The organism is Gemmatimonadota bacterium (assembly GCA_016712265.1).
Classification (GTDB): Bacteria; Gemmatimonadota; Gemmatimonadetes; order Gemmatimonadales; family Gemmatimonadaceae; genus RBC101.
On the sequence record JADJRJ010000031.1, the window covers coordinates 415414 to 441617 of the forward strand.

Below are 26204 nucleotides of genomic sequence, written 5' to 3' on the forward strand. Positions count from 1 at the left end.
GTGCGCGCCGGTTACCGCCTGGTGAAGCGGACGTTGCGGACACGACCCGCCTCGATGGTGAACGAGGTGCGGCGCGCCGGAGGACCCGAGAACTGGAGCACGAGGTTGCCCGCCCGGAACGTGCCGTCCGCGAGCGCCTCCAGGGTATCGGTGCGGAGCGGCCGCACCAGTTCGAGCGTGCCACCGGCTGCACGAATCGTGTAGGTGGCGTTGGCCTCCTCGCCAAAGTAGCTGCCCACCAGACCGGCGTCGGTGGCTGTCGTTCCCCGGCGGCGCATTTGGCGCGGCGCGGGCGGGCGCGGCGCGGGACGTGGACCCATGCGGTCGCCCAGGTAGACGTCGGCGACCGCGAAGGCCAGGGCGGTAGGGTCGATCGGCCCGTAGTTGCATTGCAGGAGTACCGAGAAGCGCTGGTCCGGAAAGCGAAGGAGCTCGGCCTTGTAGCCCATCAGCGACCCGCTGTGTTCCGTGATGCGCAACCCCCGATAGGACGAGACGTTGTTGCCAAAGGCGTAGGCGAGGGTGTCTCCCCGGTTCAACACGGCGCGGGTGTGGATGAGTCGCTGGAAAGGCTCGCCGCCGACCTGGTGCGAGTAGTAGTTCGCATCCCACTTCCGGAGGTCGTCGAGCGTTGTGTACAAGCCGCCGGCGCCGATCTTGTCGAAGTTCTGGATGTACGAGAGGCGATACCCGCGGCCCCCGGGCCCTGGCTCATAGCTCATGGCCCGGCGCTTCATGATGTGCCCGGGTTCGTCGTGGAAGTGGGTGTCCATCATGCCCAGTGGCCGGAAGATCCGCTCGTCGGCGAATTCCCGGAGCGACATCCCGGTCACCTGCTTCACCAGTTGCCCCAGCAGGAAGTAGCCGGAGTTGCTGTACAGGTAGTCGTCGTTTGGTGCGAAGTTGGTTTCCTTCTGCCGCGCGATGAGGGCGAGCGCCTCCGCGTCGGTGAAGACGTCCTCGAGTCGCTTGCCGGCGAGGTCCATGATGCCGTAGATGTCGCGCAGGCCGCTCGTGTGGTGCACCATCTGGCGAATGGTGACGGGGCGCCCGTAGGCGGGCATCGCCGGGAAGTACTTCCGGATATCGTCATCGAGGGCGATGCGTCCGTCGAGCACGAGGAGCGCGATGGCGGCGGCGGTGAACTGCTTCGAGACCGAGCCGACGTAGTAGACCATCCCCGGTGTGTTGGCGATGTCGTAGTCCAGGTTCGCCATCCCGTAGCCGCGCTGGTAGACGAAGCGACCGTCTTGGACGACCCCGAGCACACATCCGGGCGAGTCGGGTCGGTCGTACGCGGCGAAAATGCGGTCGATGCGGGGATCGGATGTCCCCTGTTGTGCCGCAGATGCAGCAGGAACAAGCCAAGCCACGCCCAGCAGGGCGAGCACGATCTCGGGAGAACGCATGGACGACCTTCGACGACACGGGGAGCCGCGAACATACGGAAGGGTCGCGACTCGGCAAGGATCGGGCGAACTCCTGCGGCGACGTGCTGACTCGAGGCCGCGCCAGAGCGCGGAGGCCTGGTAACTCCCGCGGCCCTCAGGGCGTGGTAACGAGCCGTCGCGTGGTGCTGTGTCGAAAGTCGAACATTCGTTCCAGTTGCCGCCTGACGAGCCGACCGGCCAGGACTTGCCCGACGACTCCGAACGGGAGCTGGTACTCCACTTCATCTCGGAGGATGGTCCCGCCTTCGCCGTCGTCGAGAAACCGGTGCCGGTGCTCCCAGAACGCGAAGGGGCCACTGCGCTGCACGTCGACGAACTCATGTGGCGGTTCGTACGTGGTGTGCTCAGCGACCCACCGCATGGGGAATGGCCCGACGCGGCCGGCGAGAACCACACGAGCACCCGGCCTGAGAGAGTTGGCGCTTTCGATGACGCGCATGTTCTCCCATGGGGGGATCAAGGCGGTGAGTGCACCGGGCGATTCGTGAAAGGCAAAGACCACCTGGGGCGGGGCCGGAATCCGGGACTGCCTGACGAATCGCATGAGGGAACGAGTGCGGCGGAAGGGGCGCGACGCTCGGAGCGGCGTCGGCCCCCGCCGCATGCATTACTTGGGAAGGACGACGGTGTCGATGACGTGGATAACGCCGTTGGTCGTCACGATGTCTGCCTTCACGACCTTCGCGTTGTTGATCATGACGCTGCCATCCTTGACGGCGATGCCGAGGGACTGGCCATTGACGGTCTTGGCTGTCGAGAGCTTCATCGCCTGGGCGGCGCGCACATCGCCGGAGACGACATGGTAGGTGAGGATGGAGGCGAGCTTGGCCTTGTCCTTGAGAAGGGCCTCGACCGTGCCGGCCGGGAGCTTGGCGAACGCTTCATCGGTCGGGGCAAAGACCGTGAACGGCCCCTTGCCGGAGAGGGTCTCGACGAGGCCAGCGGCCTGGACGGCGGCGACCAGCGTCTTGAACGAGCCGGCGGCAACCGCGGTCTCGACGATGTTCTTGGTGGCGTGATTCGCGCCCGCGTGGTCCTGGGCGCTGGCCGCCGGGGCGGCGACAACAAAGACCAAGGCGGCGGTAGCCATGTAGCGGGTCGGCATGAGCTGAAGCACTGGAAGGACTCCTGATTGAGAGCGATAGGATGAGGCCAACGGCATGAGGATACCCGAACGTCCCGTTGTTGTCAAGCTATTTATCTGGACATTACATTGACGTGTCCTTGACAGGACCGTATCTTGTTGTGCCGCAAAGACCTCCATCAAACCCGATGAACAAGCTCCACCACCCGCTGAGGGTCGTGATACAGAGAACCGGCCTCAGTGCGGACCTCGTCCGGGCGTGGGAGCGCCGGTACTCGGTCGTGGAGCCGCGGCGATCGCCGGGTGGTCAGCGCCTGTACAGTGATGCGGACATCGAGCATCTCTCGCACCTCCACCGGGCGGTGCTGGCCGGGAGATCCATCGGGCAGGTCGCTGTCCTGGACCGGACGGCATTGGCCGAGCTCGTCGCGGCGGACACCGGTCGTGAGGCCACCAACGCCGGCGTCGCTGCCGCTGGACAGGCCGTGGCATTGGCGGCGGCGTTCCGCGAAGTCATGGCGGCGACGGAGCGACTTGATAGTGAGTCATTGGAGGGAACCCTGCGGCGAGCGGCGCTGCAGTTCAACGTCCCCGTACTGTTGGACCACCTCGTGGCGCCGTTGCTCCGCGAACTCGGCGAACGCTGGGAGAACGGTACGCTGCAGCCGATTCACGAACACGTGGCCTCGGTGGAGGTGCAGCGGCTCCTCACCTGGCTGGTGCAGAGTGCGCGCGTCGATGGCGATGCGCCGTTGCTCGCCGTGACTACCCCGCGCGGTCAGCAGATCGAACTGGGCGCACTCATGGTCGCTGCGTCCGCCGCCGCTGAGGGGTGGCGTGTGATGTGGTTTGGGCCCAACCTGCCCGCTGCGGACATCCTGCTTGGCGTTGCGTCGACCAAGCCAGCGGCGCTCGCAATCAGCCTGGTTCACCAGTCGAGGGATGCGGAGTTGCATCGCGAGCTGGAGACCGTGGCGCGCGGCACGTCGGGCAAGGTGCATTTGTTGGTAGGGGGGCGGGCCGCGTCCACTCACGCCCTCATGCTGGCGCGCCACGGAGCGACCACGCTCGCCGATCTGGAGTCACTTCGGCAGTGGCTCCGAGAGCACGGCGGCGCCGCAGGGCGTCCCTGGTCGTCCGCGTGAAGTGCGACGTGATAGCGGCGGCGCCGGGACTCGGTGCCGCCGCTATCACGGGTCATCAGGGCCAGGGCAGCGGGATGACGCGGAAGCGCGACCGTGCCTGCGGATCATCGTCGCCGGCGAAGTAGCGCGCGATCTCGCGGCGAGCGGCGGCGCGGAGGGCGGCATCGGCGGGTGTGCCACCGCTCATGCCAGCGATCCGCTCATCCAGCTTCTGCAGGTGCAACTCAGCCGCCTGTCGCACCTCGGCAAGCGCCTGCCGGTCTCCTGCGCGATCGAGCAGGGTGTTCAGCACCACGCGCTGCACTGTGCGCCGCAGCGTTTGTGAGCCGGCGTCGGCGGTCGGAGCGGCCCCCCAGGTGCGGTCGACGATCGTGCCGATCACCTCGTCGAGGGTGGGGAGGGAGGCATCGCGTGCGCTGAATTGGACGACCCGGGCGGCCCGTTCTCGATGCAGGAGCCCTTCGATGACCTCGGTGGCGAGCCCACCGGCGAGCGACACCTGGTCGAAGGAGCTCCCGCCGGCCGTGCCGATCCAGGCGAACGACTCATCCCCGCCATAGGGCACGGGCGGGATCATCGCCATGACGCGTTCCGGCACCGCCAGTTCACGGGGTTCAAGGGCGTCGAGGGTCATGCCTAACGCACGCCGCTGGGAGGCCGCCGGCAGGATGGTCGTCGGGACCTGGCCGTCACCGCGGATCGCGTAGCGGTAGTCCATGCCCCCGACGTACTTCACCAGGCCCTCCAGGGAGTAGCGGTGGTGCAGGTACACGTGGGCGAAGCGCATGTTGAGCAGGTACATCGGCTCACCCGGCTTGATCGCGCGGTCGTCGAACTTGTCGATCGCCAGGCGACGTACGGCGCTCGTGCGCTCGACGGCGTCGAACATCGTCTTCCCTTCCACCCAGCGCGTGACTTCGGGGATCGAGCCGGAGGCGTCGGCGTCCTGGTCCGCGACGAACCGCACGTCGCGGTCGAGCATCTCCTTGATGATCTTTGCGAGGCCGGCCTTCTCGCTGGCCGCATCCGGGTACCAGGTGTGGCCGTAGCGGATGGCGAGCGAGTCCCAGGCGCCGGCAAATGGCGCGTAGGCCTTGGAGAGATCCAGCTGGCCGCGGGCGTCGACCGAGATGAGCGGGAAGGGATAGTCCATCACGCTGGTCCGACCCTGGGCGTGCGCGATGTAGTTGTGGGACATGCCGAGGGTGTGCCCGATCTCGTGGGCCACATGCTGGCGACGGCGCATGGCCACGAACTGGTCGGCGGGGACGTTCAGTCCCGTCGGCCCGGCTGCCGGGAGCAGCCCTGCATAGATGTTGTAGTCGATCATCGACCGCCAGGAGTCCATCCGCACGACGGTGCGCAGGATTTCCCCCGTGCGCGGGTCCTGCAGGCTCGGCCCCACCGACGGGCCGGGCTGATTGCGGTGCACCCAGTAGATCATGGGATACCGGGCGTCCATCGGGTCGGCCCCGGCCGGCAGGTCACGGACCAGGAAGCCGTTTTTCCACCCCGCGCCCTCGAAGACCTTGTTCCACCACATCCCGCCCTCGCGGAACATCGTGCGATAGGGCTCGGGAATGGCGGGGTCGAGGTAGTAGACGATCGGGGTCACCGGCTCCGTCAGTTGCCCGCGGAGGTAGGCCGCGGGGTCCTTCGGCACGAGGCGCCAGCGCGAGGTCTGCCCGCCGCGATAGAGCTGGTCGTATCCCTGCGCGTAGTCGCCATACGCACCACCAAACAATCCAGAGCGTGGATCGGCCGGGCGCGGGCGGAACCCGGTCGAGTCCGGCAGCGCCACAAGGGAATGATGCACTTCGAAGGTTGGTGCCGCGGCGTCCGGCGCGGCGCGGCGCAACGCGGGCCCGGGGTTGTCGACGGCAAACGTCAGCACGGAATGAATCTCGGTGTTCTTGGGGAACGCCTTGGTGCGCGCCGCGTCGAACCAGGAGCGATTCGCGTCCACGCGTGCATTGCCCTGCTGGCCGCGCCGCACCGACTCCGCGATCCCGTAGGTGTCCGACAGGAAGAGCGACGTCGCGTCTACCACGACCTGCCCGTTTGCTTCCGATTCGATCGGGAAGGACGCGACGACCGAGGTGGCGAACGACTCCACCGCCCCGCGCTGTCCCGCCGCGTCCGCCCCGTTGGCGCGGACGCCCCAGTTGTCGCGCACCAACACCAGTCGCTTGCCACGACGCTCGAGCCGGACGACGGAGCTGCCGCCGGTCTGTCCGCGGTCGAGGCCGAGCGCGGGCACCCCCGCGCCTGTCGCGAGGACGCTCTGGTGCAGGAAGTCGCGACCGATGCGGTCTGGTGTGACCTCGAGGAGGACCTTGTTGCGATCCTGGTCGACGCGAACCCCGATGAAGGGGGCCTCGGTGGCTTGGGCGAGCAGGGAGGACGCCGCGAGCGTGGACGCGGCTACGATAGTCAGGACGCGCATGGTTCCGGTGGGGGAGGGGTCCGGCCGTGACTTACACGCGGGCACGTGCGCGGGGAAGGGAGGGCGCGAGTGCCAGCAAAGAAAACCGCCGCGGCGCAGTACGGGCAGCACGGGGCTGGGGCAGCTGGGGACGGGAAGATCTCGTGCTACCCGCCCTGCGACGCGACGCACCGACGATGCGCTCGGTCAGGGTGGCTACCCTCGACGCGCTGCAGCACGAGGGGATATTTGTCAGCCATGCCCACCCCACACGTTTCCTCGATGTTTCGGCCGTCCCTGCTTCTGGGCGGACTGCTTCTGGCCGCAGCGGGAGCGCACGCCCAAACGCCATGGGCAGACCGCCTCGCCCTGATCGATCAGCATCGTGTTGCCGCGATCGCCGAACGACGGTTTACGCATGCACAGTTCTGGCGGGCGATCGACCCCTCGCTTAGGTCAGGGGCCTTCGTGGTGGACGACGTCGGTCGATCGATGCAGGGCCGCGAACTGCGGACCCTCACCTTCGGGCGCGGCGAGGTGAAAGTGTTCCTCTGGTCGCAAATGCACGGGGACGAGGCCACCGCGACCATGGCGCTCGCGGACATCTTCGCCGTTTTGTCCAGTTCCTCCCCAGCACCTCTGCGGGACCTCCTCGCACGGGAACTGACTGTCACCTTCCTGCCGATGTTGAACCCGGACGGTGCGGAGATATTCCAACGCGAGAATGCGGCGGGGATCGACATCAACCGCGATGTGCGGCGGATGGCTTCCCCGGAGGCGCGGACGCTGAAGGCGGTGCGGGACAAGGTCGTGCCCGACTTCGGCTTCAACCTCCACGACCAGGGGGCCCGCACGCGGGTCGGGAATGGTGAACAGGCAGCGATTGCCCTGCTCCCACCGGCGTCGGACTCCGCGCGGAGCTATGGACCTGTTCGGAGCCGTGCCCGCCTCGTCGCGGCATGGCTGGCACGTGACTTCGGGAACGTCATCGATGGTCGGATCGCGAAATACGACGACACGTTCAACCCACGCGCGTTCGGCGACATGATGCAGACGTGGGGGGCGAGCACGGTCCTGATCGAGAGCGGTGCGCTGCCCGGTGACCCGCAAAAGCAACAACTCCGTCGGTACAACGGCGCGGCCATCCTCGGAGTGCTCGAGGCGATCGCGACGAAAGGGTACGCCACTGCGGACCCGCTGGCGTACGAGCGACTGCCGTTCAATCGCGGCGGGGCATACGACCTCCTCGTCATGGGAGGAACGATCGTTCTTCCACGCCTCGGCGCCTCACGCAGCGACGTCGCGATCAACTTCGATGACTCCGTGGCGCGACGTGGTGGACGGATCCGGGAGGTCGGCGACCTCGAGGGCGCGGTGGCGCTCGACACCTTGCGGCTTGATGGCCTGTACCTGCACCCCGACCCGGAGTCCCTGCTGGTGACTGGCGGGACATCCTGGCTTTCGCTGGGCGCGCCGGCACGCTTCATCGTACGGGAGGGACTTGACCCGACATCTCGTGAGGTGCGTCGCACCCCGTGAGCGCCCTTATGGGTTGTCCATTCCAGCTGAAGGCTCATTGGGGGTCGTGCCGATACTGGGGAGAAATACCCCCGAATCGGGGGTGACGTCCCCCTCGAATACACGCCGTGTCCCTGTCTCACGAACATCGACGTTCTTTCTCGGATGCGGCGATGGCCGCGGTTGCGGCGGTGGGTGTGATGGCGGTGTCGGTCCTCGGTCTGTGGAGTACAGCTGAACGCACCTTCCAGACGCAGCTCCGCGAGGAACTGGAACGGTTGGCCGTGGCCCTGGCCACCACGGTCGATCCGGTCGCGCACGCCGCGATCCGGGACTCGAGCGCGATCGACTCGCCGGCTTACCAGGCGGCGATCGCGGACCTTCGCCGGGCGTATCGGGCCATGCCGGGCGTTGCGTACGTCTATACGGTTGTGCGCGACGGCTCCGAGGTGCGTTTCATCCTCGACACGGCCACCCCCGGCGATGCCGACGGCGATGGGCGCGAAGACCGCTCGCAGGTCTGGGAGAGATACGACGATCCCGACCCGGCCCTGCTGGCGGCACTTGGCGATAGCACGCCAGGCGTGGTCGCCAGCACGGATGGGATCTACTCGGACGAGTGGGGCAGTTTCGTCAGTGTGTATGCCCCGATCCTGCGCGCCGACGGGACGCAGGAGGGTGCGATCGGCGTGGATATTCGGGCCGGGGAATACCTCGCGGCCCAGGGTCGGCGCCAACGGGCGGCACTGTTCGGGCTCATCCCGAGTTTCCTGCTTGCGATCGCGATCAGTGTCGCTGTGTTCCGGATCCGTCGGCGCCAGTTTCGCGAGGCCCGAGACCTCACCGAAGCGCGGTCAGTCGCCGAGGCAGCGAGCCGCGCCAAGAGCGACTTTCTTGCGCACATGAGTCACGAAATCCGCACGCCCTTGACCGCGATCATGGGGTACGCGGACCTGTTGCCGGGGGCGCCGCCCTCGAGACAATCGGAATACGTGGGGACGATTCGCACCGCCGGGGAACATCTCCTGGCCGTCGTCAACGACATTCTCGATGTGTCGAAGGTCGAATCCGGCCGACTACAGGTTGAGGAGATTGCGGTCGAATTGCCCGTCTTACTGCATGATACTGTCTCGTTAATGGCGCTAAACACTCGTTCGCGAGGAATCGGTCTTGATCTGGAGTTGTTGTCGCCGATACCGCGCCAGATCATGACGGATCCCACGCGGCTCCGGCAGATTCTCGTCAACCTCATCAGCAACGCCTCGAAATTCACGGATCGCGGTCGCGTGACGGTTCGCGTTCGCTGGAGTGAGGGAGCCACTCCGAGCCTGGACGTCGACGTCGCGGACACCGGGATCGGCATGACGGAGGAGCAGGCGGCGAGGCTGTTTCAGCCATTCACGCAGGCCGACTCGTCGATTACGCGCAGTCATGGCGGAACGGGATTGGGGCTCGTGCTCTCCCGTCGGCTTGCCGAACAGCTCGGCGGGGGGCTCAACCTGGGACGGACGGCACCAGGCGCGGGCACGACCTTTTGTCTGACCGTGTTGGCGCCCCCGGTTCTGGGAACGAGGATGATCCAGCCGTCGGAGGTCGAGCTCCGGAGCGACGCGGTTTCCGACCTCTTTCGAGACATTTCTCTCGACGCGCGGATTCTTGTGGCCGAGGACAATCCCGTAAACCAGGTCCTCGTCCAACACCTCCTCGAGAAGGCTGGAGCCGTGGTTGTAGTGGCGGAGAACGGGGTGCTGGCCCTGGCCATGCTGGTGGCCGCGGAGGATCGCGGCGCGCCGTTCGACCTGCTCGTGACGGACGTCCAGATGCCGGAAATGGACGGCTACGAGTTGGCTCGCACCCTGCGGGACCGAGGCAGTCGGATCCCGATTATCGCCTTGACCGCTCACGGGGCGAGTGATGAGGGGGGGCGGAGCGAGGCGGCCGGGTGCTGTGCCATCGCGGCGAAGCCGATCAACGTGCCGGTCTTTCTTGCCCTCTGTGCGGAACAGCTGCGGCGTGTGGGGGCGCCAGCTGGCGCCGAGCTGTGAGGCGAGTTGGGGGCCCTCGCGAACCCTGAGCCAGGCCCCCCCCCCGGGGAGGCGGCCGTTACGGCGTCGCGGGTCGCAGGTGTTTGTCGTACCAACCGAGGTATCGCTGCAGCCGGTCCTTCTGGAACGACGGCAGGACGATCCCGTGGTTCTGACCCGGGTAGACCACGAGTTGCGTCTCCACACCTAACGACTTGAGCGCCTGGTACATCTGCTCGCCCCCGGTGATCGGGACGTTGTCGTCGTCGCTGCCGCCCATGTAGAGGGTCGGGGTCTTGATCTTCGGGACCTGGTAGAACGGATACGAGACCTTTTCCCAGAGCTTCGGGTTCTCCCAGGGGCGACCCAACTCGGTCTCGTACTGGTAGATGTACTGGTCGGTGCCGTACATGGTGGACCATAAGGCCCCACCTGCGCCGCTGATGGCCGCCTTGAAACGGGCGTCCTGGGCGATGGCGTAGTTGGTGAGGATCCCGCCGTAGCTCCAGCCGCCGATACCGAGCCGCGCCGGATCAGCGATTCCCCTCGCGATGGCCGCGTCCACGGCGGCATGGAGGTCCTTGACCTCCTTGTTCCCCCAATCGGCGAAGATCGCCTGCTGATGCGCCTCACCTCGTCCGGTGGAACCCCGATAGTTGACCTGCAACACGGCATATCCGTTGGCGGCGAAGTACTCGCGCTCGAACTGGAACGCGTGCTGATCCTGGGCGCCCGGTCCGCCGTGGATGCGCAGGAGGAGCGGCATCGGGCCCGGGCCGGCGTTGGCGGGGCGTGTGAGGAGGGCATTCACGACCGTCCCGTCCTTGCCGGTCGCGGTGAAGTCCTCCACGCGCGCGAGCTGGACCTCGCGGAGCCACGCTTCGTTCACTCGCGTGAGCGGCCGCAGCGTCCCGTTCTCGAAGGCGTAGAGCTCATTCGGGGAGTTCGCCATCCCCGCCAGTAGCGCGACGCGACCACCCGGGCCCTCTTCGATTTCCTGGACCACGCGGCGTCCCTCGAGCAAGCGCTCGACGCGTCCGGTGGTGACATTCACCCGCGCGAGGTGCACTGCACGATCATCCTCGAGCAGGGCGGTGATGGAGGCGCCGTCGGCACTCCAGACCATGTCGCCTAACGACCGATCGAGCGCCGGGGTGACGAGGCGTGCGGCGCCACCTACCACGGGAACCACGGCGAGTCGGTCTTGCGAGTACAGCGCGTACTTCGCCTCGCTGCCCTGCGTGTAGGCGATCCACCTTCCGTCCGGACTGAAGACCGGGGGTCCACCGTCCGGCCCGGTCCAGGTCGTGAGCTGGCGCACGGTGCCGTTGGCCCGGGCCTCCACGACAAAGAGGTCGCTGTTGTTCTCGCGGTCCGGGTCCTTGCCCCGCTCGGCGATGAAGGCGAGGAGCGTCCCATCGGGTGACCACTCCGGTGCGCCGTCGTCGTACGGTCCGCTCGTCACCTGCACCGTGGAGTCGGTGGTGAGGTCGAACACGTAGATGTGGCGTCGGCGCTCGCCAAGGTATCCCTGACCGTCGCGCTTGAAGGCGTAGCGATCCACCACCACCGGCCGTGGCTTCGTGGACGCACTATCGGGTCCCTTGAGGGCCGGGTCGGGGTCCATCGCGGTGAACGCGATGCGCTTGCCGTCGGGCGACCAGGCGTACGCGCCGACGCCTTCCTTGTGCCTTGTAAGCTGTCGTGCTTCGCCGCCGAGTCGATCCAGCACCCAGACCTGGGACTTCGCCTTCTCACCTCGCGCGGCAACAAACGACAGGTAGCGGTTGTCCGGACTCCACTGTGGGGCTCCCTCTCCTTCGGGCGAGTGGGTGAGCTGCACGGTGCGCGTGCCGTCCCACGACGTCATGTACACGTCGGAATGGGCGCGGTCCTTGGCCGAGTCGAGTTGGGAGACCACGTAGGCCACCCACTGACCGTCCGGCGAGACCTTCGGTTCGCGGACGGTCTTGATCCGGAAGAGGTCGTCGAGGCGCAGGGGACGGGGGGCGCCCTGCGCCAAGGCAAGTGCGGGGGCGAAGGCGAGGAGGAGTGCGTGGCGTGTCATCCACGAAAGTTGCCCTGCCATGCTCGGCGCGGGGAGGGTGGGTCGACCGGCGCCGGTGATCCCCGGAAAGCAAGAGCGCCCCAGCCGGTGGGCTCGGGGCGCTCCTGACACCACGGGAATTCGATCAGCTGACCGTAGAGAGGTCCTTGATCGCGTTGGACAGCAAGCGCATGCGGTTGGCGTCGCAGGAGCCCGCCGCCTCGCCGGACAGTTCACTCGACAGCTGGTTGAGCGTGCCCTGACGCGACGACGGGTTGGCGCGCTCGGCGTTAGCCAGTGCGCTTCGCACGGCGACGATACGCAGTGCGGAGAGGCACTTGTTCCGCTCGAGCTGGTCCACGTACGCCCGAGCGAGTGCGAAACTCGGAGGCCATGAGATTTTCGGCTGGCCCTGCGCGTTGAACTCGGTGTAGCGCACCGTCTTCGCCGCGTCGATCTCGTTCTGCGTCACGAACTGGCTCGGCTTCATATCGAACATGTCGAGTCCGCGGGCGATTTCCGACGACACGATCGTGCCGTTGTACCAGTAGACCGACCACGAGCCGCCGCTGATCAACGTCGAGTCGCTCACCGGGCCGCGATCGTGGTACGCAATCTCGACCGGCTTGTCGGGGTTGGACCAATCGAAGATCGAGATCCCGCCCTGGTACCAACCCTGCACCATGATGTCGCGCCCGGGGATCGGGATGAGTGAGCCGTTGTGGGCCACGCAGTTCTCGACGTTGGTCTGGGGTGCAGGGATCTTGTAGTACGAGTGGAACTTCAGCTTGCGGTTCACGATCGAGAAGATCGCGTTGGCGCCCCATTCCGGCTTGTCGGTCGCGCGGCAACGCGGCGCGCTGCCACCGCCCCACTCATCGGTGAAGAGGATCTTGGAGCCGTCATTGCTGAACGTTGCCGAGTGCCAGAAGGCAAAGTTGGAGTCGGCCGCGGCGTCGATGCGGATTGGGTTCTTCACGTCGCTGATGTCGAGCAGCAGGCCATACCCACCACATGCGCCGCCGGCCAATCCGATGGACGGGTACACCGTGATGTCGTGGCATTGGGTTGGGCCACCGCCACGCATCGGGGCGGGACGCGGGGCGCGCGCCGGTTGGGTGCGCGCACGCGCTGCCATGCGGGCGGAATCCTCCGCGGTCATGATGTCGGCGTGCCGCTCCGGGGCGGTGAGTCCCTCGAAGATGCGCGCCGAGTTGACCATGCGGGCGTCCTGCGGCCGGGCGAGCGGAACCTGGATCACCTCGATGCGGAAGAGCGAGGAGTTCGGGTCGTTGTCCGGGTTGGCGTTGACGCAGCCGGGCAGTTCGCGTGGCGACCGCACCCCTGAGGAGCCCGAGATGTAGATGTAGACGTTGTCCTTGTCCTTCGGATCCTCAACGACGGTGTGCGTGTGCGAGCCACGGCAGGTCTGGACATTGCCGATGTACTTCGGGTTGGCGATGTCCGTCGCGTCAAAAATGCGCAGGCCGCGAATGCGCTCACTGCTCACGGTGTCACGTACTCCCTGCGTGCCACAGTCCAGGCGCCCGCCCAGACCCTCGGCCGAGACGAACAGGAGGTTCTTGTAGACCGACACGTCGCTCTGCGACGCTGGGCAGAGGTACGACTTCACCAGCGTGGGGCGGCGTGGGTTGGACATGTCCCACACATTGAAGCCGTTGTAATTCCCCTGGATCGCGTACTTGCCACTGAAGGCGAGGTCGGAGTTGGTGACCCCCTCGAAGCCCGGCGGCGACTTGGTGGTCGCCATCAGCTCGAGGTTGGAGATGGCCTCGCCGGCGTTGTAGAGGCCGGCCTTGAGGCCGACGCGCGCGTCGCGCTGGAGCGATGGGGTCGACACCACCGTGGCGCTGCGCGCGCAGGCGGCCAGGAGGAGCGCGGCACCGGCCGCGCGCGTGAACGGGAGGAGCGAGAGGGACATGGGACCTCGGGGGAGGGGACTTACTGTGGAACGGCGTGGCCGCGTGCCGCCAGCATCTGCTTCATCACGCGGATCTCGGTCGTCTGGTCGGCGACCACATCAGAGGAAAATCGAAAGACGGTCTCGTCCTGGGCGGCACCTGGTGCGCCCAGAAGCTCCTCGACCATGGTGATGGCCCCTTCGTGGTGCTTGATCATGCCCAGGAGGAAGAGCCGGTCGAATTCGGGGCCACGCGCGGCGTCGAGGGTCTTCACCTCGTCGTCATTGAGCATGCCGGGCATCATGACGTCGTGTTGCATCCCGCCGGCCATCGTCATCTTCATCGGTCCGGCTGTGGCGGCGGGCACCGGCGCGCCCTTCGAGCGCAGCCAGTTCTGCATCAGGTCGATCTCATCCGTCTGCCCGACGACGATCCGCTCGCAGAGCCGCTGCAGCTCGGCGCTCGCGCCATGGGACGGAGCCCACCCGGCGATGAGGACGGCCTGGGCATGGTGGTGGATCATCCCGGTCATGAAGTGCACGTCGGCCTCGGTGTGCTTGAGGGCCGGGATACCGATCACCGCGGGGCGCGCGGTGGCGCAGGCCGTGGCCGCGAACAGGACGGCGGGGGCGAGCAGCCGGAAACGGAGGTGGAATGGCATGGCGACGGTCGTGCGGGCGGGTAACGTACCGTCTACGGATGGACGCGGTAAGTCGCTGGAGGCACCTTCCCCCCATGCCTCGTCACACGCCCCTGTTCTACCGCATTACCGGGCCGATCCGGATTACCGCCCGACCGATGTGGCTTCCGGATGAGTCTGATCTACCGGCGCGCCAGTATGTGTTCGGATACCGGATCCGGATCGAGAACACCGGAGCGCAGGGGACGCAGCTCCTCTCTCGTCGCTGGCTGATCCACGACGATGCTGGTCGTGACGAGGTGGTGGAGGGCCCGGGGGTCGTGGGGCAGCAGCCGCACCTGGAGCCAGGTGCCGTGCACGAGTACGCGTCGTACTGTGTGTTGACGTCGCCGAGCGGATGGATGGAGGGGAGCTACCACTTCGTTCATGACGATGGGTCGGTCTTCGACGCGGCGATCCCACGGTTTGCGCTGTCGGCCGATCAGCGCGCGGGGCCCTGACCCGGCCGACGGCGGGGCGTGGGCTGCAGATGCGCCGCAGCTATCGGGTGGATGCGCCAGCCGCGCCGTCGTATGCTTCCGCACACTTCAATCATATCCCCATGGCCCGCGTCGTCATCGTTGCCCTGCTGCTGTGCGTCGGCGGGTTCGTCTACCTGCAGTCGCGGGATCCTGAATCCGCTGAACTCGACGCGGCGGCCCGCGCCGTCGGAGGCGGGTCGTTTGTGCAGCTTCCGGATGGGATGACGCACTACGACGTCAGCGGCCCCGAGGCGGGCCCTCGCGTCCTGCTCGTCCATGGGTTCTCGGTGCCCGCGTACATCTGGGACTCGACCGTGGTCGCGCTCACCGCGGCCGGGTATCGCGTGGCCCGGTATGACACGTATGGCCGGGGCTTCTCGGACCGACCGGACGTCGCCTACGACCTCGACCTCTTTGCGCGCCAGCTGGGCGGTGTGCTCGACTCGTTAGGGTGGCGTGAGCCTGTCCACCTCGTGGGACTGTCATTCGGCGGCCCCATCACCGCCACCTTCACGCGCCGGTCGCCCGAGCGGGTGCGGACGCTCACGCTCGTCGACCCTGCCGCCGGGCCGACCGGCTTGATGCCCTGGTACCTGCGACTCCCGTGGCTGGGGGAGCGCCTCTGGCAGGCGATGGTCGTGCCGACGCTCGCCGACGGGCAGCTCAGCGACTTCGTCGAGCCGGCGAAGTGGCCGGACTGGCCGGACCGGTACCGGGTGCAGATGCAGTACCGTGGCTTCGGCCGGTCGTTGTTGCGCACGCGACTCGCGTTAGGCGGGAGCAACACCGATACGCTGTACGCGGCGGTTGGCGCAACCCAGCGTCCGGTGCACCTCATTTGGGGGACGCTGGACCAGACGGTCGCCGTCACGTGGGCCGACAGTATCCGGCGCGTGATACCCCAGGCGCAGTACCTCCCGGTCGAGGGGGCTGGGCACCTCCCGCATATGGAACGGTCGGTCCTCGTGCACGGCGCGATGCAGACGTTCTTTCGCGCGCACACGCCGGCGGACACGTTGCGGGCCGCTCCACTCGCAGTCGTAAGGTAGAGGCGCCCCCCACGTCGTCGCGTCTGGCCCTGCTCGGTGACCGTCGTTCGTCAGGCCTTGATACGCGTCATCGCCGGGTCATACATCGGCGAGAGCGAGACCCGGGCCGGATAGCGCGCGCCATTCACCTCGACATCCCAGCCGCCGGCGTCGAGCCAGTCCTGGTCGATGGTGTGATTGGCCCGCTCGATGAACGCGAGCCCGACCGCACCACCCAGCGTGTGTCCGTACGACGCCGCGCGGACATACCCCATGGCCACCCCATTCCGCCGCACGACCTCGGCGTGGTACAGCAGTGGTTCGGGGTCCTGCAGCAGGACCTGCACGAGTTGCTTGGCTATGCCGGCCTCGCGCTTGGCGAGGACCGCATCCTTCCCGAGAAACCCGCCGGGCTTCTTGAGGTCGACCGCGAAGCCCAGGCCAACCTCGAGCGGTGAATCGGTGTTGTCGATGTCGTGTCCGTAGTCGCGGTAGCCCTTCTCCATCCGCAGGCTCGCGAGAGCCTTGAGGCCCGCGTGGCGGAGCCCGAGGTCGCGGCCGGCCTCCACGAGCAGGTCATACACATGCACCGCCTGCTCCGTCGGGATGTACAGTTCGTACCCGAGTTCGCCGAGGTAGGTGATGCGTACGATGAGCACCCGAGCGAAGCCCAGGTCGACCTCGCGCGCCGTGCGGAACGGGAAGGCGGCGTTGGACAGGTCCGTGGCGACCAGTCGCTGGAGCAACTCGCGCGAGCGCGGACCCTGGATGTTGACCTGTGCGTACGCGCTGGTGACGTCGGTCGCGACGCAGTGCGCGTCGTCGGGGGTGTGGCGACGCAACCAGGTGAGGGCGTGCCGGTGGGCGGTATCGGACGCGACCACGAGGTACGCCTGGTCACCGGCGACCCCGGTGAAGCCGAGCTCGAGCTTGGTGACGGTGAGGTCGGCTTCCAGCGTGCCGCCTTCGTTGAGCCACTGGGTGTACGTCGTGCGCCCGGCGGCGCCGTCCACATTGTTGGCGGAGATCCAGTTGAGGACCCGGCCGGCGTCGCGGCCCTGCACGAGGAACTTCGCCATGAACGACATGTCCATGAGGATCACGCCGGTGCGGCAGGCCTCGTGCTCGTCCTTCCAGTTGTTCCACGAGCGTGGGCGTCCGAACGTGAACGGTTCCTGCTCTGGCGGCGTGCCATCCGCGGTGTACCAGTCGGCCCCCTCCCATCCACTCACGTCCTTGAACCAGGCCCCGCGCGCGGCGAGCCGTTCATGAATGGGGCTCCGCTTGGCGCCCCGCGCGGTGGTCATCGCGCGGTTGGGGTAGTGCGTCTGGTAGACCAGGCCTAACGATTCGACGGTGCGGGTGCGGCGGTAGTCCGGCGTCGCCTGGTAGCGATGCAACCGGTCGAGGTGAAACGCGGTCATGTCGCAATCCGGCCGGCCGGTGAGCATCCAGTGCGCCATCGCGCGGCCGACGCCGCCCCCGGTGAGGATCCCGATCGAGTTCAGGCCGGCCGCCACGAAGTAGCCGCGCAGTTCGGGGGCCTCGCCGAGGCAGGGCTTGAGGTCCGGGGTGAACGATTCCGGGCCGCAGAAGAGCTTGCGCACGCCGGTCGTCATGGAGACCGGGACGCGCTTCATCGCCTGTTCGAGGTAGGGCCCGACGCGGTCCCAGTCGGGTGGGATCTCGCCGAAGGCGAAGTCGGTCGGCATTCCGTCAATGCGCCACGGGGCACAAATCGGCTCGAACAGTCCGATCATCAATCCGCCGCCTTCTTCGCGGATGTACCCGTACGAGGCCGGGTCTTCCAGCACAGGCCACGTCTTCGAGATCCCGGGGATCTCCTCGGTGAGGAGGTAGTAGTGCTCCGCGGCTTGCAGCGGGATGTTGACCCCGGCCTGGAGCCCCAGCTCACGCCCCCAGGCGCCGGCGCAGTTGATCACCATCTCGCAGGTGATGTCACCGGCCGTGGTGCGGACCCCCTGCACAGAACCGTTTGCCGAGATGATCCCGGTGACGGCCACGCCTTCCAGGATGGTGGCCCCGTGTTTCCGCGCCCCCGCCGCCAGGGCCATCGTGACGTCGACCGGGTTCACCCGGCCGTCTTCCTTCACGTAGAAGCCGGCGAGCAGGTCGTCGGTGCGGGCGAGCGGAAACAACTCCTGCACCTCGGCGGGCGAGATCTCGTGCACGTCCACCCCGCAGTAGCGGTTGAACGTGGAGACCCGGCGGTACTCTTCCAGGCGATCGGTGTCGCTGGCTACCTCGATGAACCCGACTGGACGGAATCCCGTGGAGAGGCCCGTCTCGGCCTCGAGTCGCGCGTAGAGGTCGCGGGTGTACTTCCGGAATTCGGTCGAGGTCTCGGAGGTCGACCCGAAGGTGACCATGAGGCCGGCGCTGTGCCATGTGGTGCCGGCGGTGAGCTGGTGTCGCTCCAGGAGTACGACGTCGCGGCACCCCATCTGGGCGAGGTGGTAGGCGGTCGAGCAGCCGATAACGCCGCCGCCGATGACGACGGCGCGCGCGTGAGAAGGTACAGGTGGCATTTGTGCGACGGGTAACGCGAGAGAACGGTAGCTAGCGAGCGGTCACGGCTGCGGACCGGCGGAGCATCCAGCCGTAGAGCCACGTGATGGCTGCGATGAAACCGGCGATCCCGAGCCAGGGGGCGAGGCCGAAGTCGTGGCTGACGAGGGCAATGGGTGCGTCGCTGGCGAGGGCGACGATCAACCCGGCGTTCAGGACGCCCCACAAGCTCTCCCCCACGATCAGTCCCGACGCCACCAGCGTCCCCAGCCGCTCGGCGCGATCCGGGTTCGGCATGGCCTTCGCGCGCCCCTCGTACCAGCGCGAGATCACCGCCCCGACGACGACCGCAAAGGTCGCGGACATCGGCAGGTAGATCCCGAGGCCAACGGCCAACGGCGGGATGCGCAGCTTCTTCATCGCACCCATGGTCGCATCAAACGCGATCAAACCGACGCCGAGCAGCGCCCCGATCCCGATCATGTTCCATTGCAGGGTGCCGCCGATCACCCCCTGCGCCAGCGCCGAGATGAGCGTGGCCTGAGGCGCGGGAAGGGGATTCGGTGCCACCACGCCGATGTTCGCCGCACCCGCGAAGCCGTACGCCTTGGCCAGCAGGTTCAGCACCGACGGGATCACGGCGGCGCCCGCGGCGACGCCCACGATGAGCGCGATCTGCTGCCGCATCGGCGAGGCGCCCACCAGCTGCCCGGTCTTGAGGTCCTGCAGGTTGTCGTTGGAGATTGTCGCACATGCGAACACGATCGACGTGACAAACAACGCAAAGGCGACCAGCGCCGGCGAGGACTCCGGGGTGGCCGGTACGACCATGGCGACCAGCGAGGCACACGCAACAATCGACAGGATGCCCACGCCGGAAATCGGGGAGTTGGACGCGCCGATCAGTCCGGCCATGTAGCCGCAGATCCCGGCGATCAGGAACCCGATGATGAGCACAAAGGGCGCGGCCACCAGGGTGAGCGATACCGCGCTGGACGCGAGGACGGTAGAACTCGCGAAGCTCCACGCCAGCCACGCCGCAATCGCAATGCACGCTGCCGTGAGCGCGATGATCCACGGGGGTGAGATGTCGCGTTCGGTGTCGGGCACGGACGACACGGCCCGAGACGGGGACAGCGTGGCGATGAGGCCGCCAAGCACCGGGCGGGAAAGCCGTGCCAACGTATAGATGGCCGCGACCGCAATCGCGCCCGCACCAATGAACCGCACCTGGGTCCGCCAGATCGTGCTCGTGTGCGCCGCCAGCTCAACACCATCGGCGATCGGCGTGATCGACGTGAGCCAGGGAACCGCGATTCCCCAGGCGATCACCAGCCCAGTGAGCATCGCCATCCCGACCGAGATCCCCACCAGGTGGCCGGCCCCGAGCAGGGCGAGAGACCACGCCACGCTGTACCCGCTCGACGCGGCGGCGCCCACGCCGAAATACCCCGCCAACTCAGTGGCCGCGATCCTGGTCGCCCCAATGATGGCGAGCCCCGCAGACGCGACGGACCCGAGCACCACGGCGCGAAGTCCTTCCTTCGCCTCGCCCGCATCGGTCCCCGCCTCACCGCGCGCGCCCGAACCGACCTTGAGCACCTCAGCCGCCGCGACCCCTTCCGGGTACGGCAGGTCGGACGTGGTCACGAGCGCGCGACGCAGCGGGATCGTGAACAACACGCCCAACACACCGCCGCTCAGGCAGATCAGGAACGACTCCCAGAACGGGAACCCGGTCCACCAGCCCACGATCACCAGGCCGGGCAAGACAAAGATGATCGCCGACAGGGTGCCCGCCGCCGAGGCGACGGTCTGCACGATGTTGTTCTCGAGGATCGACGAGTCCTTCACGGCGCTCAGGATCGCCATCGAGATCACCGCGGCGGGAATAGACGAGGCGAACGTGAGCCCGACCTTGAGGCCGAGGTAGACGTTGGCTGCCGTGAAGACGAACGTCAGGAGTGCGCCGAGAACCAGGGCGCGCAGGGTGAGTTCTTTGGGAGGCATGGGGGCCTAAGGTACCCCCCCGAGGCGGATGGGGGAGGGGAGCGGGGCCGCCCCGGGGCGTGGGCCCATAGATTTTCTTGACCGACGCGCCCGCCCGGCGCTACTCTCCGCACGACTCGTCACGCCGGAGCCACCCATGAGACCCGCCCCACAGGTCGCTACTCCCCGCCTTCGCTTCTGGCTGGCGACCGCCTGGGTCCCCGCGGCCGCAGTGGTCCTCGGTGCCGCGGTGAGGCCCGCCGACGCGCACGTCCCCGACGGCAAGCGCACCCTCGGAGCTTCACCGGACTCCTCGGCCGTCACTTTCACCCGCGACGTCGCCTCGATCATCCAGAAGAACTGCCAGCTCTGCCACTCGCCCGGCGGGATTGGCCCGATGCCCCTGCTCACCTTCGAGCACGTGCGACGCAACGGGCCGCTGATCAAGCAGATGGTCCAGGCCCGCGAGATGCCGCCGTACCAGTACGACACGCATGTCGGCATCCAGAAGCTGCAGCACGATTGGCGCCTCTCCGACGGCGACATTGCCACGGTGGTGCGATGGGTCGACGCGGGGATGCCGATGGGCGACCCGGCCGACATGCCGCCGGCAACCAAACTTCCCGCAGCTGGCGAGTACCGGCTCGCCGCCGAGTACGGTCCGCCGGACCTCATCGTGAAGGCCAAGAAGTACACCGTGCCGGCGATGGGCCAGGATCGCTGGTGGCGGCCCTCCGTGCCCTCAGGCGTCACGAGCGACCGTTGCATCAAGGCGATCGAGACCCTGCCGAGCGTGGCCGGTCGCTCGGTGACCCACCATGCGAACTCGATCTTCGTCCCCGGCAACTCCAACGTGCAGCCCGACGAGGCCGGCGGTGGGGGACCTGGGAGCGTCCGCCTGTCCGAGTACGCCCTGGGGAAGATCGGGGAAGTCGTGCCACCGGATGCATGTCGCATCGCCCCGGCGGGCTCCAACGTGCTGTTCGACATCCACTACTACCCGAACGGCAAGGAGGTCGTGGACGACCAGGTGGAGGTTGGCATCTGGTTCCACCCGCCGGAGGTCACACCAAAGACGCACTATCGGCAGACCCTCGGGCTCTACGCGCTCCAGAGCGGCTCCGGGGATTTTGAGATCGAGCCGCGTGGCACCCTCATGACCCAGGGGTTCCATCGCTTCAACACCCCGGTGCGCATCGATTCCTGGCAGCCGCATGGACACCTGCACCTCGTCGCGAAACGTCTTGAGGTGCTGTATCCCGACGGGCGTCGCGAGACCCTCAGCATGGTGTCCAACTGGAACCCGGGCTGGCACCACAGCCACGTGTACGCCGAGGATGTGGCGCCGCTGCTGCCCGCGGGAACGGTGATGATCAACACGGCGTGGTACGACAACACGGACAAGAATCCGTTCAACCCGGACCCGGATCAGTGGGTCGGGATTGGGGACCGCACGGCCGACGAGATGAGCCACGCCTGGATTGCGGTGACGCAACTCGATGAGGCGGGCTATCAGAAGCTCCTCGCCAAGCGGCCGAAGAAGTGAGCGCGATGACGTTTCTCGAAGTGAGGATGGGCTCCGCGTTTCGACAGTTTGCGATGGCGGGACTGGGCGCGGTGTGCCTGGTGGGCGTGCCCGAGGTCGCGTCAGCGCAGACCTTGCCGAGATATCCCCTCGGCCCGAGCGCGGCGGGCGGGGCAGGGGTTGCACCGTTCTTCGACGGTTGGTACGCGAACCCCGATGGCAGCGTCACCCTTTCCTTCGGGTTCCTCAATCGCAACGCACGCGGCGTGGTGGAAATCCCGATCGGACCGGACAACAAGGTCGAGCCCGCGTCGTACGATGGCTTGCAGCCCACCCACTTCCCGGTGATGAACTACCGGGCGTTCGGCGGGCGCCGCGAGCGGGGCGTCTTCGCGGTGCGGGTACCGAAGGGGTTCAAGGGTGACGTGACCTGGACGCTGCGCTACAACGGCTTCACGTACTCCGTCCCGGGTCGCGCGACGAGCGACTACTACAAGCTCTCCTACACGCCACAAGCCGCCGGGTCGATGATGCCCGTCGTCCGGTTCGCTCCCGATGGCCCCGAGTCGAAGGGCCGCGAGGGAGTGACCACCGGACCATTGACCGCGACGGTGGGGACGCCGCTCGCCATCAAGGTATGGATGGAGGATCGCGGGGAGCGGGCACCGATCCCGGTGGCCATGACCTGGTTCAAGCACCAGGGGCCGGGCGAGGTCACCTTCGAGCCTAACACCGCGAAGACGGCACCAGGCGGCGGCGAAGCCACGACCAACGTGCGGTTCGGCGCGCCGGGCGATTACCTGCTGCGGGTGCGCGTCGACAACTTCGGCATCACCGACAGCACGCCGGGACAGCAGTGTTGCTGGACGAACGGTTATGTCCGGGTGCGCGTGCGCGCGAGTTAGGCCACGCGTCAGCGCGGCGGCGGGATGACGATATGCATCGTGGGGCCGTGTAGCGCCTCGCAGTAGGGCAGGAGGGTCGTCTCGCCGACCACCATCCCGGGGACACGGATCGGGATCTGCATCCCCGGGTGACCGCGCTGGCCGGGTCGCGTCGCCTCGTCGATCATCGCGGTGGTCTCGCGGGCCCAGTGGTCGCGCAGGGCAACCAGCTGCGCGCGCTGCGGCGGGGTCAAGATGGCGATTGCATCCCGGCGTGATTGCACCAGGGTGGCCAGCCACTGGGACTCGGCGGCGGCGACGTCGTTGAGCGCCGCGCGGAGTGTGGTTGCGGTGCGTGCTGGGCCCGTGGTGTCCGCCACGGCCGTCCCGACACGCGCACGCCCCTCATCGCGCTGGCGCACAAACTCCACCTCGGCGCTGCAGAGCGACCGACGCAGTCGCTGCAATCCCACCTGCTGCGGCTCGGTCAACTGGAGTAGCCCCCGGTGATACAGGACCAGGTGCGGCCCCTCGAGCAGCAGGCGGGTCATGGCATTGGGCGCTGCCGGGGCCTCGTGGACATGCTCCTGCGTTTCCCCGATCCGGGGAAGGAGCAGCAGGAGGACGAAGCCCATGGCGCGGGACACCGCGCCCATGGTGCGATCGATGGTTGAGACGCGGGAACGCATCAGCGAGGGGCTCGAGTGCCCGAAGGTTGGGCCTCGCGAGGGTTCCACACAACCCGGCGCGACACGCCATCCCCGCCTCTTGTTACGGTGTCCAGCCGGCCAGCCGGAGGCCGCCTGTCGGGATTCGCACCGTCTTTCCGCTTGCCGTAACAGCCCGCCACATCGAGGGGCAAGACATCCAACCACAGGAGCACAATTCCATGACGTTCAAGATGGCGGGGCTTGTGACAGGACTGCTGGCGCTTGCATTCACCGCCTGCGCCGAGCAGGTCTCGGCGCCCGACCGCGCCGCGAGCGAGCGAGCGGAGCTGGTACAACGTGTCCGCGACCTCCACGCGAGTGTGGCCGCCGCCGGTGGCATGACGGCAGATCACCTGCGTGCGCTGGAGGGACTGAAGAAGGACGTGGCGGACTGGCAGCTGGCGACCGGCCGCACCGACATGGGATTTCTCGCCCCGAGCCCGGTGAGTGCTACCGATGGCCAGCCGACGAATGCAGAAACCCTCGCCGCCCCCACCCAGCCTGGTGGAGGCTCATGCGGACCCTGTGTTCCCGTTGTGGTGATGGGCGACCTGATCTGCTTCATCGAGGTGGTGCCGCCCTGCATCAACGGGAAGCGAACGGGGAAGTGCCTGTACGCGTGCTTCTTCAACCTGGATCAAGAGGAGTCCTGGCCCATTCGTCGCTAACCGGCGCCGAAGCGCTCTCGGGGTACGGTCACGAGAGCGCTTCGGCCTCAGACCTGCTGGACCTCGCGTTCGACCGCCGCGCGCAGGATGCTCATGAAGTCCTGCGCGTTCGTCACGACGCCAACGGCCTGGTGGGTCCCGCGGTCCTTGAGCTTGCTGACGAGGAACTCGCTGGCGTCGACGCAGATCGTCGGCAGTTCCCGCAGCTCGCCCTGCGGGTCCTCGTAGTACGCGGGGAGCATGTTCCCCACGGCGATCGAGTGGAGGGCCGTGGCGATCATCACCGCCATCGTGGCCTTGACGGTGTGGGCGCGTGTGGCGTCCTGCGCCGCGACCATATCAGTGATCACCCCGGGGAGTGGGCCATCGTCGCGCAACGAGCCGGCCAGGACGAACGGCACGTCCTCCACGACGCATGCGTGCATGATGCCGCCGGTGACGACCCCGTCCTTCACCGCGGCCGGGATCGACCCGGCGCGTCGCACGGCGTTGATCGCTCGCATGTGGGCGGCATGGCCGTTCTCGGTGGGCATCCCCTCGCTGGTCATGCCTAACGTGGTGCCCACCACATTCGCCTCGATGTCGTGCACCGCGACCGCGTTGCCCGCGAGCAGCGCCTGCACGAAGCCATTGCGGATGAACCAGACGAGGTTGTCGCGCGCGCGGGAGTGCACGAGCGCCGGGCCGGTGACCCAGAGGGTATACCCGCCGCGCCGCTTCTCCTCCACCAGCATGCGGGCAATCTGCTTGTAGTCGATCGGCTTCTCGCGCGACACCTGGCTCGACATGAAGTGAAAGTCGCCGTGCGCGCCACCTTCGGCCTGGAAGCCGTTGGCGTGGACCAGGACCCCTTCGCTCCCGTCCTCGGCGCGCCCCACGACGATCTCGTCGCCCGCCTTCACCCGCCGCCCCTCGCGCACCCACCACGTGCCCTCGACGTCACGCACCAACACGCCGTCCATCCGCGGCTCCCGCGGCATCGTCCAGCGGCCGTCTGCGCCCTTGACGTAGGTCGGCAGGTTGGTCGTGGCAAAGAACGCGTCGGGCAGCACGCCGTCCCGCGACGCACGCTCGGTGCGGGCGGCCGGCGCGCTGGCCAGCGTCGCGGTGGTGAAATCCGGGGGGACGTACCGTGGGAGGCTCACAGGATGCGCTTGCCGAGGGCACTGAGGATGAGTTCGCGGGCAATCTCTGCCGTGCGGTTGCGTTCGTCGAGGACGGGGTTCACCTCAACGATGTCCAAACCGACGAGCTTGCCGGTGTCAGCCGCCATTTCCATGAACAGATGCGCCTCGCGATAGGTGATACCACCCGGGACCGGTGTGCCGACCCCCGGGGCCTCGTCGGGATCGATCACGTCGAGGTCGAAGGACACCCAGATCCCGGCCGTGGAGCGCGCGGCGACGGCGATGGCTTCTTCCATCACGGTGCGAGCGCCACGCTCGTCGATCGCCCGCATGGAGAAGACGGAGAGGTCCCACTTGCGCACGTGGGCTTGTTCCGACTGGTCCAGGTCGCGCTGGCCCACCAGCGCGAGGTCCGATGAGCGGATCGCCCCGGTGCGTCCGGCAATGCTGGTCATGGCCTTGTCGCCGTGGCCGAGCAGCGCGGCCAGTGGCATCCCATGCACGTTGCCGGATCGCGAGGAGGCTGGCGTGTTCAGGTCGCCATGTGCATCGATCCAGAGAACGCCAAGGTGCTCGTTCTTCGCGGCGAGATGCGCTGAGGCGCCGGCAATGGATCCCGCCGCCAACGCATGGTCGCCACCGAGGACGAGGGGGAATGCGCCCGCGTCGAGGGCCGAACGCACGCGAGTGGCGACATCGGTGCAGACGTCGGTGATCGCGCCGAGGTATCGCGCGCCACGCTGGGCACCCTTCGCGGCATCCTCGCGGAACGGGACGGGGACGTTCCCCGCGTCCTCGACGGTATGGCCGAGGGCTTCGAGGCGTTCACGAACATCAGTGTATCGGACGGCGGACGGGCCCATGTCAACGCCACGGCGCGAGGCGCCGAGGTCCATGGGGACGCCGATGATGCGGACAGTAGTCATGGCTGTACCCTAAGGACGACCGGCCTAACGCGGAAGTGACT

At 67.4% G+C, this 26204-nt stretch carries 20 protein-coding genes; 8 read left to right on the plus strand and 12 right to left on the minus strand.

Features of this window, described 5'->3' with window-relative positions; genetic code table 11:
* Positions 1-11: 11 nt before the first annotated feature.
* The 3 genes from IPK85_22785 to IPK85_22795 form a co-directional block, all read right to left on the minus strand.
* Positions 12-1409 carry a serine hydrolase gene (locus IPK85_22785; GenBank protein ID MBK8250191.1) on the minus strand — a complete coding sequence of 466 codons (1398 nt, stop codon included), beginning with the start codon at positions 1407-1409 and terminating at the stop codon, positions 12-14.
* Positions 1410-1545: 136 nt separating this feature from the next.
* Positions 1546-1995, minus strand: coding sequence for an SRPBCC family protein (locus tag IPK85_22790; GenBank protein MBK8250192.1), 450 nt, complete (start codon positions 1993-1995; stop codon positions 1546-1548).
* 63 nt (positions 1996-2058) lie between these two features.
* A complete protein-coding gene (locus tag IPK85_22795) occupies positions 2059-2541 on the minus strand; it encodes a fasciclin domain-containing protein (protein ID MBK8250193.1) in 483 nt (160 codons plus the stop codon).
* A gap of 212 nt (positions 2542-2753) precedes the next feature.
* On the opposite strand from IPK85_22795, the gene IPK85_22800 reads away from it, so the two are divergent.
* Positions 2754-3680 (plus strand): cobalamin-dependent protein, encoded by a 927-nt coding sequence (locus IPK85_22800; protein MBK8250194.1) that lies wholly within the window; start codon positions 2754-2756, stop codon positions 3678-3680.
* Between the two features lie 55 nt (positions 3681-3735).
* Here IPK85_22800 and IPK85_22805 read toward each other — a convergent pair whose 3' ends face one another.
* Positions 3736-6126 (minus strand): zinc-dependent metalloprotease, encoded by a 2391-nt coding sequence (locus IPK85_22805; protein MBK8250195.1) that lies wholly within the window; start codon positions 6124-6126, stop codon positions 3736-3738.
* Between the two features lie 261 nt (positions 6127-6387).
* On the opposite strand from IPK85_22805, the gene IPK85_22810 reads away from it, so the two are divergent.
* Together IPK85_22810 and IPK85_22815 are read left to right on the plus strand one after the other, a co-directional pair.
* Positions 6388-7644 carry a peptidase M14 gene (locus tag IPK85_22810; GenBank protein MBK8250196.1) on the plus strand — a complete coding sequence of 419 codons (1257 nt, stop codon included), beginning with the start codon at positions 6388-6390 and terminating at the stop codon, positions 7642-7644.
* 107 nt (positions 7645-7751) lie between these two features.
* Positions 7752-9668, plus strand: a complete 1917-nt coding sequence (locus tag IPK85_22815) for a response regulator (protein MBK8250197.1) — start codon at positions 7752-7754, stop codon at positions 9666-9668.
* A gap of 58 nt (positions 9669-9726) precedes the next feature.
* Here the strand turns inward: IPK85_22815 and IPK85_22820 are convergent, their stop codons facing one another.
* The 3 genes from IPK85_22820 to IPK85_22830 form a co-directional block, all read right to left on the minus strand.
* Positions 9727-11736: a S9 family peptidase gene (locus tag IPK85_22820; GenBank protein ID MBK8250198.1), complete on the minus strand. Its 2010-nt coding sequence runs from the start codon at positions 11734-11736 to the stop codon at positions 9727-9729.
* Between the two features lie 103 nt (positions 11737-11839).
* Positions 11840-13636, minus strand: coding sequence for a hypothetical protein (locus tag IPK85_22825; protein MBK8250199.1), 1797 nt, complete (start codon positions 13634-13636; stop codon positions 11840-11842).
* 20 nt (positions 13637-13656) lie between these two features.
* Positions 13657-14277: a DUF305 domain-containing protein gene (locus tag IPK85_22830; protein ID MBK8250200.1), complete on the minus strand. Its 621-nt coding sequence runs from the start codon at positions 14275-14277 to the stop codon at positions 13657-13659.
* Positions 14278-14351: 74 nt separating this feature from the next.
* Here IPK85_22830 and apaG point away from each other — a divergent pair, with 74 nt between their 5' ends.
* On the plus strand, positions 14352-14756 hold the full coding sequence (gene apaG / locus IPK85_22835) for a Co2+/Mg2+ efflux protein ApaG (GenBank protein ID MBK8250201.1): 405 nt from the start codon (positions 14352-14354) through the stop codon (positions 14754-14756).
* A 101-nt stretch (positions 14757-14857) separates the two neighbouring features.
* Positions 14858-15826 (plus strand): alpha/beta fold hydrolase, encoded by a 969-nt coding sequence (locus IPK85_22840; GenBank protein ID MBK8250202.1) that lies wholly within the window; start codon positions 14858-14860, stop codon positions 15824-15826.
* A gap of 50 nt (positions 15827-15876) precedes the next feature.
* Here the strand turns inward: IPK85_22840 and IPK85_22845 are convergent, their stop codons facing one another.
* Both IPK85_22845 and IPK85_22850 read right to left on the minus strand, forming a co-directional pair.
* Complete coding sequence (locus IPK85_22845) at positions 15877-18354, minus strand: GcvT family protein (protein ID MBK8250203.1); 2478 nt, start codon at positions 18352-18354, stop codon at positions 15877-15879.
* Between the two features lie 31 nt (positions 18355-18385).
* Entirely contained in the window at positions 18386-20344 is a 1959-nt protein-coding gene (locus IPK85_22850; protein MBK8250204.1) for an oligopeptide transporter, OPT family, read from the minus strand.
* 136 nt (positions 20345-20480) lie between these two features.
* Between IPK85_22850 and IPK85_22855 the strand changes: the two genes are divergently transcribed.
* Both IPK85_22855 and IPK85_22860 read left to right on the plus strand, forming a co-directional pair.
* Positions 20481-21869: a cytochrome c gene (locus IPK85_22855; GenBank protein ID MBK8250205.1), complete on the plus strand. Its 1389-nt coding sequence runs from the start codon at positions 20481-20483 to the stop codon at positions 21867-21869.
* Between the two features lie 5 nt (positions 21870-21874).
* Positions 21875-22753 (plus strand): hypothetical protein, encoded by an 879-nt coding sequence (locus tag IPK85_22860; GenBank protein ID MBK8250206.1) that lies wholly within the window; start codon positions 21875-21877, stop codon positions 22751-22753.
* An 8-nt stretch (positions 22754-22761) separates the two neighbouring features.
* On the opposite strand, the gene IPK85_22865 is transcribed toward IPK85_22860, so the two are convergent.
* Positions 22762-23421, minus strand: a complete 660-nt coding sequence (locus IPK85_22865) for a hypothetical protein (GenBank protein ID MBK8250207.1) — start codon at positions 23419-23421, stop codon at positions 22762-22764.
* 200 nt (positions 23422-23621) lie between these two features.
* On the opposite strand from IPK85_22865, the gene IPK85_22870 reads away from it, so the two are divergent.
* On the plus strand, positions 23622-24110 hold the full coding sequence (locus IPK85_22870) for a hypothetical protein (GenBank protein ID MBK8250208.1): 489 nt from the start codon (positions 23622-23624) through the stop codon (positions 24108-24110).
* A 47-nt stretch (positions 24111-24157) separates the two neighbouring features.
* Here IPK85_22870 and IPK85_22875 read toward each other — a convergent pair whose 3' ends face one another.
* Together IPK85_22875 and rocF are read right to left on the minus strand one after the other, a co-directional pair.
* The gene (locus IPK85_22875; GenBank protein MBK8250209.1) at positions 24158-25255 is read right to left on the minus strand and encodes a hypothetical protein; all 1098 of its coding nucleotides are present in this window, start codon (positions 25253-25255) and stop codon (positions 24158-24160) included.
* On the minus strand, positions 25252-26163 hold the full coding sequence (gene rocF / locus IPK85_22880) for an arginase (GenBank protein ID MBK8250210.1): 912 nt from the start codon (positions 26161-26163) through the stop codon (positions 25252-25254). Before rocF ends, IPK85_22875 begins: the two co-directional genes overlap by 4 nt.
* Positions 26164-26204 lie beyond the last annotated feature (41 nt).

What these genes read in the sequence shown, in the direction of transcription:
- IPK85_22840 (MBK8250202.1), top strand. Translation starts at nt 14,858, where the DNA reads ATGGCCCGCGTCGTCATCGTTGCCCTGCTGCTGTGCGTCGGCGGGTTC.
- IPK85_22850 (MBK8250204.1), bottom strand. Translation starts at nt 20,344, where the DNA reads ATGCCTCCCAAAGAACTCACCCTGCGCGCCCTGGTTCTCGGCGCACTC.
- IPK85_22860 (MBK8250206.1), top strand. Translation starts at nt 21,875, where the DNA reads ATGACGTTTCTCGAAGTGAGGATGGGCTCCGCGTTTCGACAGTTTGCG.
- rocF (MBK8250210.1), bottom strand. Translation starts at nt 26,163, where the DNA reads ATGACTACTGTCCGCATCATCGGCGTCCCCATGGACCTCGGCGCCTCG.
- IPK85_22825 (MBK8250199.1), bottom strand. Translation starts at nt 13,636, where the DNA reads ATGTCCCTCTCGCTCCTCCCGTTCACGCGCGCGGCCGGTGCCGCGCTC.
- IPK85_22805 (MBK8250195.1), bottom strand. Translation starts at nt 6,126, where the DNA reads ATGCGCGTCCTGACTATCGTAGCCGCGTCCACGCTCGCGGCGTCCTCC.
- IPK85_22790 (MBK8250192.1), bottom strand. Translation starts at nt 1,995, where the DNA reads ATGCGATTCGTCAGGCAGTCCCGGATTCCGGCCCCGCCCCAGGTGGTC.
- IPK85_22810 (MBK8250196.1), top strand. Translation starts at nt 6,388, where the DNA reads ATGTTTCGGCCGTCCCTGCTTCTGGGCGGACTGCTTCTGGCCGCAGCG.
- IPK85_22865 (MBK8250207.1), bottom strand. Translation starts at nt 23,421, where the DNA reads ATGCGTTCCCGCGTCTCAACCATCGATCGCACCATGGGCGCGGTGTCC.
- IPK85_22785 (MBK8250191.1), bottom strand. Translation starts at nt 1,409, where the DNA reads ATGCGTTCTCCCGAGATCGTGCTCGCCCTGCTGGGCGTGGCTTGGCTT.
- IPK85_22870 (MBK8250208.1), top strand. Translation starts at nt 23,622, where the DNA reads ATGACGTTCAAGATGGCGGGGCTTGTGACAGGACTGCTGGCGCTTGCA.
- IPK85_22830 (MBK8250200.1), bottom strand. Translation starts at nt 14,277, where the DNA reads ATGCCATTCCACCTCCGTTTCCGGCTGCTCGCCCCCGCCGTCCTGTTC.
- IPK85_22845 (MBK8250203.1), bottom strand. Translation starts at nt 18,354, where the DNA reads ATGCCACCTGTACCTTCTCACGCGCGCGCCGTCGTCATCGGCGGCGGC.
- IPK85_22855 (MBK8250205.1), top strand. Translation starts at nt 20,481, where the DNA reads ATGAGACCCGCCCCACAGGTCGCTACTCCCCGCCTTCGCTTCTGGCTG.
- IPK85_22820 (MBK8250198.1), bottom strand. Translation starts at nt 11,736, where the DNA reads ATGGCAGGGCAACTTTCGTGGATGACACGCCACGCACTCCTCCTCGCC.
- apaG (MBK8250201.1), top strand. Translation starts at nt 14,352, where the DNA reads ATGCCTCGTCACACGCCCCTGTTCTACCGCATTACCGGGCCGATCCGG.
- IPK85_22795 (MBK8250193.1), bottom strand. Translation starts at nt 2,541, where the DNA reads ATGGCTACCGCCGCCTTGGTCTTTGTTGTCGCCGCCCCGGCGGCCAGC.